Raw genomic sequence first — 13604 nt, 5'->3', positions numbered from 1 at the left:
ACCCAGTGACAACCCTTCTTGAACTTCAGGGAATTGAAAAATCCTTCTCCGGGATCAACGTGCTCAAATCCGTTGATCTGACGATCCGGGCTGGGCGCGTTGTGGCGCTGGCCGGTGAAAACGGAGCTGGTAAATCAACCCTGATGAAAATTATATCGGGCATCTATCAGCGCGATGCAGGCACGGTGATCTACAAGGGCAAAGAAGTCAGGTTCACCACGGCACGTCAGTCCATGGATGCCGGAATTGGCATTATTCACCAAGAGCTTAATCTTCTGCCTGAACTGTCCGTTGCTGAGAACATCTATCTGGGCCGGGAACCCACCAAACTGGGCAAAATCCAGTGGGATGTGATCGAGCGGGAAAGCAAAAAATACCTCGCTCAGTTGAAACAGGATATCGATCCTAAAACGCCACTGGGCAAGCTCTCCATCGCGCAGCAGCAAATGGTTGAGATCGCAAGAGCGCTCTCGCTGAACGCTGAAGTGATCATCATGGATGAGCCAACCGACGCGCTCACCGATATTGAGACAGCAATCCTGTTTGAAGTCGTGGACGAGCTGCGGGCGCAAGGCAAAGGTCTCGTGTTCATCTCACACCGTTTGGGTGAAATCTTCCAGATGTGTGATGACATCGCCATCCTGCGCGATGGTGAGATGGTCCATCAGGGGCCAGTCTCCGAGATTACTGAGGATGATCTGATCCGCCATATGGTGGGCCGGGAACTTTCCGATCAGTATCCGTTTGTACCAGCTGCTCCGGGTGATGTGCGCATTGAGGTTGAAAACCTAACCGCTCATGGCGCAAAAGAGGTCTCCTTCACAGCCAATGCTGGTGAAGTTGTCGGGTTCGCAGGCCTTGTTGGAGCAGGGCGCACAGAGCTTGCCAAGGCAATCTTTGGCGCAAACCCAATCAACAGTGGCACAGTTAAGATCGACGGCAAAGAAATCCGCCTTAAATCACCACAGGATGGCGTCAAAGCGCAGATTGGCTACGTCACTGAAGACCGCAAGCAGGAAGGTCTCGTCCAGTCACAGGAGCTGGGCACCAACATGTCCCTCACAGGGCTGGACCGGTTCTGCAATGTGCTCGGGTTCGTCAACAAAGCCTCTGAAGCCGTCACCATCAGCGAATACATCGAAGCGTTCGCCATCAAGACCAGAGATGCAAACACCATCATCTCCAATCTGTCCGGCGGCAACCAGCAAAAGGTCTCCATCGCCAAGTCTTTGGTGCCGGAACCTAAGGTCCTCATTCTTGATGAGCCCACGCGCGGCGTGGATGTAGGCGCAAAACGCGAAATCTACACGCTCATCAACAAGCTGAAGGCAGAGGGTCTTTGCATCCTGCTGATCTCCTCCGACATGCCAGAGCTTCTGGGTATCTCTGATCGCATCCACGTCTTGTCCAGCGGCAAGTTGACCGGATCGTTCGCACGAGCCGAAGCCACTCAAGAAAACATTATGCGCTGCGCCGTTGCTGGCCAAACGAACGGGTAAAACAGATGAAGCTCAACGACTTTATCAGTGAAAATAAGTCTCTGATTGGCCTGATCATCCTGATGGCCGCAGTGTCCTTCGCCAATGCCAACTTCCTTGGCATCGACAACATGCTCAACATCCTGCGTCAGACCTCGATCAACGCAGTAATCGCCATGGGCATGACCTTTGTGATCCTGACGGCGGGCATCGATCTGGCGGTTGGCTCCATTCTGGCCTTCGCTGGTGCCATCTGCGCAAGTCTCATTGGCATGGATACGCCGCTCATCATCGCACTGATCGCCACCATTATGGTTGGTGCGGGCCTTGGTGCAACAAGTGGCGTAATCATCAGCTACTTCAACGTTCAGCCGTTCATCGCAACGCTGGTTGGCATGACCATGATCCGCGGCGCGACGCTGGTCTATACGCAGGGCCGCCCAATCTCTACAGGTTACTTTGATGTGGCCGAAAGCTTCTACCAGTTCGGCGGTGGCTATATTCTCGGCATTCCGAACCCGGTGATCCTGATGGTGGTCATCTTCGCGCTCTGCTGGTTCGTTCTCAGCCAGACCCGTTTCGGTCGTTACGTTTACGCCATTGGCGGCAATGAAAACGTGGCTCGTCTGTCCGGTATCAATGTCAAAAAAGTCAAAATTCTTGTCTACGCCCTCAGCGGAGCGCTCGCTGCACTGGCAGGCATCATCCTGACAGCTCGCCTTGAATCTGCCCAGCCGACTGCTGGTCTGGGATACGAGCTCGATGCGATCGCAGCCGTGGTTCTCGGCGGCACAAGCCTTGCTGGCGGTAAGGGGCGGATCTTTGGCACCATCATTGGTGCCCTCATTATCGGTGTGTTGAATAACGCACTGAATATTATGGATGTTTCATCCTACTACCAGATGATCGCGAAAGGTGCGGTTATCCTTCTGGCGGTTGTCGTCGACAGCCGTGGCAAATCAAACGCGTGAGCAATCAAACTGAACCTCGGGAGGTTTCTATGAAAAAACTAGTAAGTTTGGCAGCAGGTGCTGCTCTTCTTCTCGGCTCCACAGCAGTATCAATGGCACAGGACACACTGGCTCTGGTCGTGTCCACCCTGAACAACCCGTTCTTTGTGACCTTGAAAGAAGGTGCTGAAGCACGCGCAAATGAGCTCGGCTACAAGATTGTTGTTCTCGACAGCCAGAACGATCCTGCAAAAGAACTGGCAAACGTGGAAGACGTGCTGAGCAAGAACGTTTCGATCCTGCTCATCAACCCAACAGACTCTGACGCTGTTTCCAGCTCCATCCGCGCTGCAAACCGCAAAAACGTACCAGTGGTTACTCTGGACCGTGGTGCAGCACGCGGCAAAGTGGAGTCCCACGTGGCATCCGACAACATCCTCGGCGGCGAAATGGCTGGTGAGCTGATCGTTGAAACCCTGCGCGGCAGCGGTAAGATTGTTGAGCTGGAAGGTGTTCCAGGAACATCTGCTGCACGTGATCGTGGTACAGGCTTCAAAAAAGCAATGCACGGCGCCTCCGGTATTGAACTGGTTGCAGTTCAGCCAGCAGACTTCGACCGCACCAAAGGCCTGAACGTGATGGAAAACATCCTGCAGGCACAGCCAGAAATCAACGCTGTTTTCGCACATAACGATGAAATGGCTCTGGGCGCAATCAAGGCAATTGAAGCGGCAAACCGCGACATCCTCGTTGTTGGCTTTGATGGTACTGATGACGGCGTAAAAGCTGTTGAAGAAGGTACAATGCTGGCAACTGTTGCACAGCAAGCTGGCATGATTGGTTCCATCGGCGTCGACACTGCGGACAAAGTCCTCAAAGGTGAAAAAGTTGATGCGTATACCCCAGTTGCGCTGAAGCTTGTTACCAAGTAAGTGCAAGTAATCTGAATAAGATCGAGTTTGGCGTAAGCGCCAGATCCGACCCTTAAAACCGGAGCGGAAATGGTCAGTATCAAGGATGTTGCACAAGCTGCGGGGGTATCCGCATCTACAGTGTCTCACGTGATCAACGAGACGCGCTACGTTGCACCCCTGACCAAACAAAAAGTCGAGGAAGTTATTCAGGCTCTCGGCTTCCAGCCAAGCATGATGGCGCGCGCGCTCAAGGTAAAGCGCACCAACATCATCGGTATGCTGGTTTCAAGCAGCTCCAACCCTTTCTTTGCTGACGTTGTGCGCGGTGTGGAAGAGGGGTGCTACCAACACAATTTCAGTCTCATCCTGTGCAATTCAGGTCATCAGTCCGACAGGCAGCTGGCAAATCTCAACACCTTGCTTCAGCGCCGCATTGATGCCCTCATGGTGATGACCACCAAGACAGACCCGGCGCTGTACCAGCAAATCAGCAAGCTCGGCAAACTGCCCAAAGCCATTCTGGATTCCGCCCCGCACCCAAACGCCTGCACTTTGCAGGATGACTCCGTACTGGGCGGCAGATTGGCTACAGAACACCTGATCAAGCGTGGCCTAACCAAAATCGGCTGTCTTATGGGGCCGGAAGATCATCCCCGTTCTATTGAACGCTACAAAGGCTTTGAAAATGCCATGAACGCTGCTGGGTTGCCGGTAGAAAGTAAGTGGCAAGCCGCAGGCCTTCTCACCGCATCCAGCGGGTATGAAGGCATGAAGCAGATATTGGACGCCGATAGCCAGCCCGAAGCAATCTTTGCCTTCAACGATTTGATGGCAATGGGGGCATATCGCGCCATTCACGAACGTGGCCTGCGCATTCCAGAGGATATCTCCGTCATCGGCTACGATGATGTTGAGTACGCCTCCTACATGGCGCCAGCGCTCACAACCATCAAACAGCCCAGCTTCGAGCTTGGGTTGAGCGCTGCAGAAGCGCTGATCAATCATCTGGAAGAAAAGACAGAAATGCCGCCAGTCATCCAATTGGTGCCTGAACTGATCGTCCGCAGCTCTGTTGTTAACTAGGAAGTATTCATGTCCATCGTCATTGTCGGTTCCATCAATGTTGATATCACAACCCGTTCTGACCGGCTGCCACAGCCGGGCGAGACGCTGCATGGACACAGCTACGCCATCAACCTGGGCGGCAAAGGCTGCAATCAGGCCGTTGCAGCATCAAAGCTGGGTGGTGATGCGCTACTGGTAGGCCGCATCGGTAAAGACGGGTTTGGCGACATCGCAGCCCAGCACCTGAAAGACATGGGCGTTTCAACCGAGCATGTGCATCTGGATGAAAACCACGGCACCGGCATCGCGGTGATCGGTGTGGACGCAAATTCCGAAAACAGCATCACCGTGATTGGTGGCGCAAATCTTGCTGTCGACGAAAGCGATCTGGAGCGCACATCAGATGTGCTGGAAAACGCTAAAATCATGCTGATGCAGCTGGAAATTCCGGTCGCAACGTGCCTGAGCGCCGCTAAAAAAGTTCGCGCGTCAGGCGGCAAAGTGATCTTTGACCCTGCGCCAGCACCCGTCGATGGTCTGCCGGAAGGTTTCCTGCAAAACGTAGATGTTGTAACGCCCAACGAGACAGAAACTGAAATCCTCACTGGTTTCCGCCCATCCAATGCAGAAGAAGCAGCCCATGCTGCAAACCTGTTGCGTGAAAAGGGCGTTGCAGCTGCTGTCGTGAAACTGGGCGCACGCGGTGTTTACTTCAAGGATGAGACAAGTGAAGGCTTCGTGGAGCCGTTCAAGGTGAACGCGATCGACACTGTGGCAGCAGGAGATTGCTTCAACGGTGGTCTGGCATATGCGCTGGACAGCGGCAAAACGTTGGCCGAAGCAGTCCGTTTCGCAGCAGCGTGCGGCGCTCTCTCCACCACCAAACATGGTGCAGCCACATCCGCGCCAACTCTGGCTGAAGTCGAAGCTCTGATGGGTGCATAGAGCGCGTTCCATTTGATTGAATTCAATCAAATGACAAGAATTCGCTATGCTCTAAGGCCTTTCAGAAAAGCTAAGTTGGGGTTGGCAACCTTTTCGCAACCCCAACTGAGTGCATCCTAAACAGATATTTAGCCGCGACCGCGATAGGTCGGCACGCCCTGTTCTGGAATCCAGACGCCTTTTGGCTCTTCGCCGGTCTGGTAGAACACATCAATCGGAATACCACCGCGCGGATACCAGTAACCGCCAATACGCAGCCAGATCGGGTTCAGTGTGTCCACCAGACGCTTACCGATGGACACAGTGCAATCTTCGTGGAACGCACCATGGTTGCGGAAGGATGTCAGGAACAGTTTCAAAGATTTGCTCTCAACCAACCACTGGTCCGGCACATAATCAATCACCAGATGAGCAAAATCCGGTTGATTGGTGATCGGGCACAGAGAGGTGAACTCTGGTGCTGTGAAGCGAATTGCATAAGGCGTGCCCTGCTGTGGGTTTGGAACCCGTTCCAGAACCGCTTCTTCAGGGGACTGCGGCTGAACAGTATCACCGCCCAGCATGGTCAGGTTTTTATAGATATCGTCGTTGCTCATTGTTCTCTCGAATTCTTCGTTCTCATGCATTTCCGTCATCAAAGGCTGATCACCAGCTTGCCGGAATATGCTTTAAACGCCGCGCTTGTTGCCCCACAGCAGCACATGCAGCTGTGGCAGAATGCGTGGCTTGAACCATTGGTCGGAAACAGTTTTATCCACCAGCCAATGCATGCGGTCCATGATGCCGTCCATGTCAATGGTCGCATCATCATCCTCAGGTGGAGGAGGGGTATGATTCCCCGGTTGCAGGTACATCGGCAGATAAGGGTAGCGCTCACCAACGTCCTTGGCCCAGTCGTAATCGACGTCATCAAACACAACCACTTTGATCACACAGGTGGCCGAGTTGAGGGCTGCATCCAGACAGGCATCGAACTTGTCCCAATTGACAGTTTCGCCAGAGGAAGGCGGCTTCGGGCTCAGCACCAGCGTGTCCAGATCTGCAAACCAGTCCCGTGCAACTGATCCCTGCGTCTCGATTGCGAATTTGTAACCCTTCGCTTTACCGAGTGAGATTACTTGCGAAAAATCCTGAATAGCAGGGTTGCCGCCAGAAAGGGAAACTGTGATCGGTTGATGACCGGACAGTTCCTCAATCTTGTGCCAGACGTCCGCACTGTCCATCTGGTCCCAGGTATGACGATAGGCGCTGTCCACCGCATGCAATGTATCACACCAGCTGCAACGATAATCACAGCCGCCAGCGCGCACAAACACGGTTGGCTCACCAATCAAAGCACCTTCGCCTTGTATGGTTGGCCCGAAGATCTCACTGATACTGAGTTTACTCATGGTCGGTATTCCGCCCATGTTTTCGGCGTTTCACTCACACGCACAGCGCAGGTCTCCACCCAGTGCCCTTTGCAGAACTCATAGATGGTCTTGGCGAGAAACTCAGAGGTAACCTGATCGTGTCCGAACACCTCATTGAGGTGACGGTGATCCAGCTCATCATCAATGAAACGCTTGAGCGGCTTCAACTCAGTGAAGTCCACCACAAAGCCATGTTCATCCAGATCCTTGCTGGCAAGTTCAATCACCACAATGTAGTTGTGGCCATGCAGGCGCGCACAGGGATGTCCCTCCGGCATTTCGCAGAGTTGATGCGACGCCGAGAAGTGAAATTCCTTTGTGATTTTGTACATTATGGTTCCGCTCGTTCCACCACGGATTTCCAGTAGTCGGGATCCGCGTATTCTGTTGGGTCCTCAACACCTGCCAGATCAAAGGCTTCTCGCCGTTCGACACAGGTGCCGCACCGCCCGCAATGTTTCTCTCCGCCTTTGTAGCAGGACCACGTGTCCTCAAACGGCACGTTGATCCGGGCACCTTCTTCAACGATGGCACCTTTGGAGATTTCTACAAATGGCGTGTAAAGGCTCACATTGGCATAGCCGTCCAGAGCCAGCTTCTGCATGGCTTCAAAGTTTTTGATAAAGCCAGGGCGACAGTCCGGGTAGATGAAATGATCACCCCCATGAACCGCCGCAGCCACAGCATCGGCCTGCTGAGCAGCCGCAATGCCAAAGCCGATAGACAGCATGATTGCGTTTCGGTTGGGAACCACAGTGACCTTCATGTTCTCTTCGGCATAATGGCCGTCGGGAACATCAACATCATCGGTTAGAGCGGAGCCGCTTAAATGCGCTCCTATCTGGCTCATGTCCAGAATATGATGCGGCACACCAAGCTGCTTTGCAGCATGCGCTGCATAGTCCAGCTCTTTTTTGTGCCGTTGGCCATAGTCAAAAGAGACGAGGCCGAGCAATTCGTTTTCACGCGCAACCTTGTAGGCAAGCGTGACCGAATCCAATCCGCCTGAGCAGATTACGATAGTCTTCATAAGGTTTAGTCCTTGTTTTCGCTGTTGCCGGGTAGGCTGCGACCGGCACTCATTGCTGAGCAAATCGGTAACTACCAGACTAAAACCTCAAGGAAAAGGACTAATTCACCCTCTGTATACATCTCATGGATAACCTGCTGAGTGTAAATGCAAATCACACTTTATAGTTGCGTGTAATGTGCCCTGCGACCACATGCGGTGCCGCAGGGTTCGTATGCATCAGGACGCGAGGGTCAACAGTTTAACTTCAAGCTGCACCAGAACGGGCCTCAGGACATTGATGTCATTGTCCAGTTCGCTGAAGGGATGCCGCCTGTAAAGCTTGATCGCCTTGTCGCTGTCGAGCCGTGCCAGCAAGGGCCGCACAAGGCGTAACGCCTCTTCGCGGGCCTTCTTGCGCTCTGTCAGTGATTTCTTGCTGTCACCGATGACCTGCGCATACGATCGCAGCTCACCTGGTATAATTGGCTTTGATACGCAGGTGGTGAACCGCTTTAAACTGCCCGCATTGACATAATCTTCGCCAGCTTCTTGCTGGCTGGCAACACCAGTGATGAAGTCGCCTTCAGCAAACGCCTTTGCAGATTCCATACGCGTGATAGCTTTCTCTGCGGCTTTAACGACATCCTTGGCGATGTCTTCTCTAAAGCCTGTCAGCTCGCCGCGCATGGCATCATACATGCCCTTTAGCTCTTTCAGCCGGTCCATGTTTTCATCATAAGAGGAGTTTACTGCGCATTCCTGTTCAAGCAGCTTTACCTCTGTCAGTAGATCTTTGAAACGGGTTGGATCGAAAGTGGCCTCGTCAATACGGGGGAAGCCCTTCAAAAGTGCCTTTGCACCTTTCCAGCTCTTGGACTTCGCGGTGAGCATTTCCAGCTCATCCTTCATAGGGCCGGAGGTTTCATTGAATTTGCCTTTGGCAACCTTGCGGTCAATCTCAAGCTGAACACCATTTTTGTAGTCTTCTTCGATTTTCTCAAAGAACTCATCCCGCTCAGGGGTGGTGACAGGTCCATCCACATCCTCGCCAAGCAGCGCTACACGAGCTCTCAACTCTTCAACATACTTGTCCGCTTTAATCTTGACGGTATTCACCTGTGAGATGGCTTCTTTCACATCATCAACAGTGGCAGCGTTATGAGCGGTGACTTTCGCCTGTTTCAGTTCCAGCTCCAGCTCACCGTGATAGACTTTCTCCTGCTTGGGCTGCCAGATCTTCTTGAATCTCATGGCGAGTTCAGGGCGGGCTTTACCCAGCCTGGCAAGCAAACCTGGGATTTCCTTGAATATCTTCTCAATCGGTTCCAGCTTCATCTCAAAGACCTGTCTGAAGGCGAGGGATTCCTCGAGCTGTCTCAGGAGTGGATGAAATCGTGTTCCTTCCAGCTTGTTGCACCGACCGAGCGCCTTGTTGATGTTCATATCCGGCGCTTGTTCGCGTAAGAGACGGATATCCTCTTCAAGGTTCATCTTAGCTTCAACGTAATAAATCGCTTTCTTGCCGGATTTGGTGGTTGCAACTTTATCAAGCATCTTCTGCGTGCGTGTTTGAAGGTCATCATATCCGGTCGGATTGGAGTTGATGCCTTCCAGAATGTCTTCTGTCTTGATGAATTCTTCAAGTGCAATGGCTTCCATACCTGTCACACCCGATAACCGCATTTCATCCAAAAACTCAAAAGATTCCAAAAGCTTGCTGATCGTCGCACGGGGAACAGCCTTAACATCCTTGCCGCTGGGTCGCTTCGGCATTGTTGCCATGACATCTTTATCCAGCCCTTCCGTATCAACTGCGCGAGCACGGGCTTCAGTCTTGCTTTCTTTGGTAACCACCTGATGGTCTGCATCAAACACGACAAACTTCTCAAGTTGTTTTCGATAGGCCTGGGTGCGTACATCCAGATTTTTCTCGGCCCATTCCTCTTGTTTGATCCACCTTTCACGGCGTTCAGCCTTAGCCTTGAGACTCGCGATAACGCGCAGGGTTGATGAAAGGTCGCGGGAACTTTCACTTTGATAGTCACGGAGTTCTTCAAGCGTATCTGCAGCAGCAGTTGTTGGCTGCGCCATGGTCATGCTTTCGCACAGGGTCTCAATATATTTGGCCGAGCTGCGCAGTTCCGGCAGAGCTTTATTACAGGCCTCCGCATCAGACATAAGCTCTGTCCAGCGCGCATCGGATGGCCGTGACACCGCATCCTGATACTGGTTCATTTCAATGAGCAGGCTTGTTCCCAATCCAGTATAACCAGCGTCCTGCAAATTAAAGATGATCTCCTTCACCTTCTTAACATCCTGACCAATCAGAACCTGGTCTTCGTTACTGACATAGGTTGCTGGATGCACTTGGGCATCTCGAAGAAGGTTTTTCATGTCTTTGAGCTTGCGTTCCATCTCGGACAGAGTCACTTCGCAAGCGGCAAAGTTGTAAACGCCGCTTTGAATATAGGCTTTGTCTATAAGCATCCCAACCAGCTCATTAGCGGTTGTGAAAGCCAGCTTCTCAGCTTCCAGACCCTTAAAGACCTGAACTTCCAGAAAAAGTTCTTCCTTCTGCAAATTGAAAGCTGCGATCTGATCGATGATCACCTTACTCAGCGACATGTCAGGTGAATCTGGCATGTCGATCGCTTCCATGGGATTGGATTCGAGTAAGGTCATCTCATTTTTAAGTTCGAAGAAACGTTCACTATCCTCAAATGCCAATGTAGAAGCAGCATCGTGTCGTAACTCCTGCTCAGCCTGACGACGGTCATCTTCATCCATTCGGGCTGTTGCCTGTGCAAGCTCTTCCCGTTCCCGTTCCCGTTCTGCTTCATAAACTTCGCCAAATGCATCTGCCCAGGTTGGAAGCATTTCGCCCCATAGCTTATAGATTTGCTGAGCCCAGGTTTCCTCGCTCTGGTTCATTTGGTCTTCTGCAGGAATAGGACTGGTGTCAGTGCCAGTATCGGTATTTTGATTTCCGGGCATCGGAGGTTCACTCACCTTAATTATGAGAGGTACTCAAACAGGAAAACCAGCGGGCAGACGCACATGGCATCTCCGCAAGGCTCCACTCCAACAAGTCGTCGCGCACACGCGCACCAGATTGTTATGACGGACCCAGATGAAATATGCGTTGTGATAAATGGTTCGGTTTTCTCTTATTCTTGATCTAATTCTGCAGCGCACAGCAACAACGGGGAACCGCAAACACCACGCCAGACTTTCTTAGGACAACAGCGTATAATCTGAGCACAATCCAAGCCTGCGTGAGAAGGAATGCCCTCATGAAAGCAATGGTTCTGACCGAAATTGGAAAGCCACTTGTCTTGCAGGAACGTGCTGCGCCACCAACACCGCGCTCCGGCGAAATCCTGATTGAGGTTGAAGCCTGCGCAGTTTGCCGGATAGACCTTCACGTCGTGGATGGCGACCTGACGAAACCAAAGCTCCCGCTCATTCCCGGTCATGAAATTGTCGGCAGGGTGCGGGCATGTGGGGCAGGTGTTGATGATCTCACAATCGGCACAAGAGTAGGCATTCCCTGGCTTGGGCATACATGCGGCTGTTGTTCATTTTGTCAAAGCCATCAGGAAAATCTCTGCGATCATCCCATATTCACGGGCTATACACGCGATGGCGGCTTTGCGACGCACACCATCGCAGGTCGTCACTTTGCGTTTGAGTTGGACGACAAAGCCGATCCCGTATCCCTTGCACCACTCCTGTGTGCCGGATTGATTGGCTGGCGCTCTTTAAAGAAGGCTGGCAAAGGCAAAAAGATAGGCATCTACGGCTTTGGCGCCGCTGCTCACATCATCGCGCAAGTCTGCATTTGGCAAGGCCGCGATGTCTATGCCTTCACCAGATCAGGCGACACGCAGGCGCAGAACTTCGCACGAGAGCTTGGAGCCACTTGGGCAGGCAGCTCTGAAGACCAGCCGCCCGAAAAACTCGATGCGGCGATCATTTTCGCCCCCGTGGGGCCACTTGTTCCAACAGCGCTGTGCGCTCTGCGCAAAGGTGGGCGCGTGGTGTGCGGCGGCATTCATATGAGCGACATCCCGCAAATGCCCTATGCATTGTTGTGGGAGGAGCGGGAGGTTGTTTCCGTTGCCAACCTGACCCGCGAAGACGGGCTGGAGTTCTTTCCCCTCGCCAAAAAAGCAGGCGTACAAACTCACTGCATTCCCTACAAACTGGAACAGGCCAATCAGGCACTGGAAGATTTGCGAGGGGGACGGTTATCCGGCGCAGCTGTCCTCGTGCCGTAACACGACAAACAACTGCGTCTGGCCAAATCAAAAAGGATCAGGCCTGGTGCCCACCTGCATAACCACTGCGTTTTGCGGCAGACCAGCCTTTCAAACTACCCTCTGCCGGTTTGAAGATCTCGACAAGAAGCGGATAGCACGGCGTATCGTCATCAGAGTGACTGCTGCCGCAATCACCACCCGGACAGGTAGAAAGCGCGCCCAGAAGATCGATCTCTGCAAAGAACTCAATAAAATCACCCGGACGAACAGGGCTGGCTTTCATGAAGTATTGGTGGGTGTCGCGGGTAAAGCCCGTGCACATGAAGACGTTCATCACATCATGCACATGCGGCTCAGCGCCATCTAACGAAAGACCTTTTGCATCTGCCAGTGCACGGGTCAGGTTGGAGTGGCAACAATGGTTGTAGTCCACATTCTTGAGCATGTGGTTGGTGTAAGGGTCGCAGCGCGTTCCAATCACATCATGGACGCCCGCACCATCCTCATCCCAGCCGTACCAGTCCAGCGTATCCTGTGTAATCGTCGCCATCGGACGCAGATACGGCATGGTGCTCCAGAGCCGGTCTCCGGTTGAAAGGTGCGAGGCGTGCAGCTGACGGGTCTTGCCGCTGAAAAACCGCTCATTAATGTCATTGGCATTCCACAAGTTGAGATCGCCAACCTGCGGGCCTTCAACGCTCACAATCCGGAAGAAGTGGCCAGCAGGCACCTTGAAATGACCGCCATCACGCGGTGGCACGACAACTTCGTCGGTCTTCTCCAGGCTCTCTTTGGCCTGCTGATAAAGCTCAGCGTTATAGGCAGGCAAATGATCTACTTCGTAACAAACAATAGGAGACTTGGAGCGACGATCTTCGGAAGGAGCAGGAATGTCGGTCGTAATCGAGCGGGAGGCGATTTTTGTCATGAGCCAATGATCCTAAAAAGAGCAGAATTATTGGTTCTGATTGAACCCTCCAAATCTCAATTAATATATTGATTTAATTTCACTGATCCCTTCAGTCCCGGCACCTTTCGAAGGGACCATGAAGCCAGACAGTTAAACCTTGTATCTGGCTTGAAAGAGTTGATCGCTGCACTGACGGGCAATGCAGCGATCCTCATGTTGGCCAAGCTCTACTTGGCCGGGGCGAACTTGCCGGAATGCCGGTTAACTTGCTGAAGCAGAAACTTAAACAGCTTTCGGAAACCAAGGCCGGAGCGCATCTGGAATTCTTCATAATGAAATAAGCGCATCGGGTACTTCAGGGCTTTCAGATCCCGTATCAACGCTTTGCGCATAACTTCCGGACCACAAAACGCAATTGGCATCACATCAAAGAATTTTCCCTGTAGGATTTTCAGCAACCGCGCGTCGATGTACTCGCCCATGTCAGACTCAAAGTACTGCACATGAAGGTTCGGCAGACGGCTTTGCAGTGCGTCCAGCTCCTCCTCAAACGGGTTCTCCAACCGGTTGCGGACACCATAGTAAAGATAGATCTGTCCGGTCTCATCACCCCTCAAAGTCTGCGCCCATGACAGGAAAGGTGTGATCCCGACACC

At 52.6% G+C, this 13604-nt stretch carries 12 protein-coding genes and 1 pseudogene; 6 read left to right on the top strand and 7 right to left on the bottom strand.

Annotated elements, in window-relative coordinates; translation table 11 throughout:
* The 5 genes from PPL9_RS24990 to rbsK form a co-directional block, all read left to right on the top strand.
* On the top strand, positions 1 to 1499 hold a 1499-nt coding region (locus PPL9_RS24990), incomplete at its 5' end, for an ATP-binding cassette domain-containing protein (protein ID WP_208989615.1).
* 5 nt (positions 1500 to 1504) lie between these two features.
* Positions 1505 to 2449, top strand: a complete 945-nt coding sequence (rbsC, locus tag PPL9_RS24985) for a ribose ABC transporter permease (protein WP_057465239.1) — start codon at positions 1505 to 1507, stop codon at positions 2447 to 2449.
* A gap of 29 nt (positions 2450 to 2478) precedes the next feature.
* On the top strand, positions 2479 to 3360 hold the full coding sequence (gene rbsB, locus PPL9_RS24980) for a ribose ABC transporter substrate-binding protein RbsB (RefSeq protein ID WP_057465238.1): 882 nt from the start codon (positions 2479 to 2481) through the stop codon (positions 3358 to 3360).
* Positions 3361 to 3429: 69 nt separating this feature from the next.
* Complete coding sequence (locus PPL9_RS24975) at positions 3430 to 4425, top strand: substrate-binding domain-containing protein (protein ID WP_057465237.1); 996 nt, start codon at positions 3430 to 3432, stop codon at positions 4423 to 4425.
* A 9-nt stretch (positions 4426 to 4434) separates the two neighbouring features.
* Positions 4435 to 5352, top strand: a complete 918-nt coding sequence (gene rbsK / locus PPL9_RS24970; protein WP_057465236.1) for a ribokinase — start codon at positions 4435 to 4437, stop codon at positions 5350 to 5352.
* A gap of 128 nt (positions 5353 to 5480) precedes the next feature.
* Here rbsK and queF read toward each other — a convergent pair whose 3' ends face one another.
* From queF to PPL9_RS24945, 5 genes are all read right to left on the bottom strand, one after another.
* On the bottom strand, positions 5481 to 5948 hold the full coding sequence (gene queF / locus PPL9_RS24965; RefSeq protein ID WP_057465235.1) for a preQ(1) synthase: 468 nt from the start codon (positions 5946 to 5948) through the stop codon (positions 5481 to 5483).
* 72 nt (positions 5949 to 6020) lie between these two features.
* Positions 6021 to 6761, bottom strand: coding sequence for a 7-carboxy-7-deazaguanine synthase QueE (queE, locus tag PPL9_RS24960; RefSeq protein ID WP_057465234.1), 741 nt, complete (start codon positions 6759 to 6761; stop codon positions 6021 to 6023).
* Positions 6740 to 7096 carry a 6-carboxytetrahydropterin synthase QueD gene (queD, locus tag PPL9_RS24955; protein WP_057465233.1) on the bottom strand — a complete coding sequence of 119 codons (357 nt, stop codon included), beginning with the start codon at positions 7094 to 7096 and terminating at the stop codon, positions 6740 to 6742. Before queD ends, queE begins: the two co-directional genes overlap by 22 nt.
* Positions 7096 to 7794 (bottom strand): 7-cyano-7-deazaguanine synthase QueC, encoded by a 699-nt coding sequence (queC, locus tag PPL9_RS24950; protein ID WP_057465232.1) that lies wholly within the window; start codon positions 7792 to 7794, stop codon positions 7096 to 7098. Before queC ends, queD begins: the two co-directional genes overlap by 1 nt.
* 219 nt (positions 7795 to 8013) lie before the next feature.
* Positions 8014 to 10770 (bottom strand): hypothetical protein, encoded by a 2757-nt coding sequence (locus PPL9_RS24945; RefSeq protein ID WP_057465231.1) that lies wholly within the window; start codon positions 10768 to 10770, stop codon positions 8014 to 8016.
* Between the two features lie 299 nt (positions 10771 to 11069).
* Here PPL9_RS24945 and PPL9_RS24940 point away from each other — a divergent pair, with 299 nt between their 5' ends.
* Positions 11070 to 12056, top strand: coding sequence for a zinc-dependent alcohol dehydrogenase family protein (locus PPL9_RS24940; RefSeq protein WP_057465230.1), 987 nt, complete (start codon positions 11070 to 11072; stop codon positions 12054 to 12056).
* Positions 12057 to 12093: 37 nt separating this feature from the next.
* Here the strand turns inward: PPL9_RS24940 and PPL9_RS24935 are convergent, their stop codons facing one another.
* Together PPL9_RS24935 and PPL9_RS24930 are read right to left on the bottom strand one after the other, a co-directional pair.
* Positions 12094 to 12966: a DUF1989 domain-containing protein gene (locus tag PPL9_RS24935; protein ID WP_057465229.1), complete on the bottom strand. Its 873-nt coding sequence runs from the start codon at positions 12964 to 12966 to the stop codon at positions 12094 to 12096.
* Positions 12967 to 13175: 209 nt separating this feature from the next.
* Positions 13176 to 13604: pseudogene (locus tag PPL9_RS24930) on the bottom strand (iron reductase); the annotation flags it as partial.

The organism is Pseudovibrio sp. POLY-S9, from assembly GCF_001431305.1.
In the GTDB taxonomy this organism is placed as follows: domain Bacteria; phylum Pseudomonadota; class Alphaproteobacteria; order Rhizobiales; family Stappiaceae; genus Pseudovibrio.
This window is presented reverse-complemented; position numbering and strand designations above follow the sequence as displayed.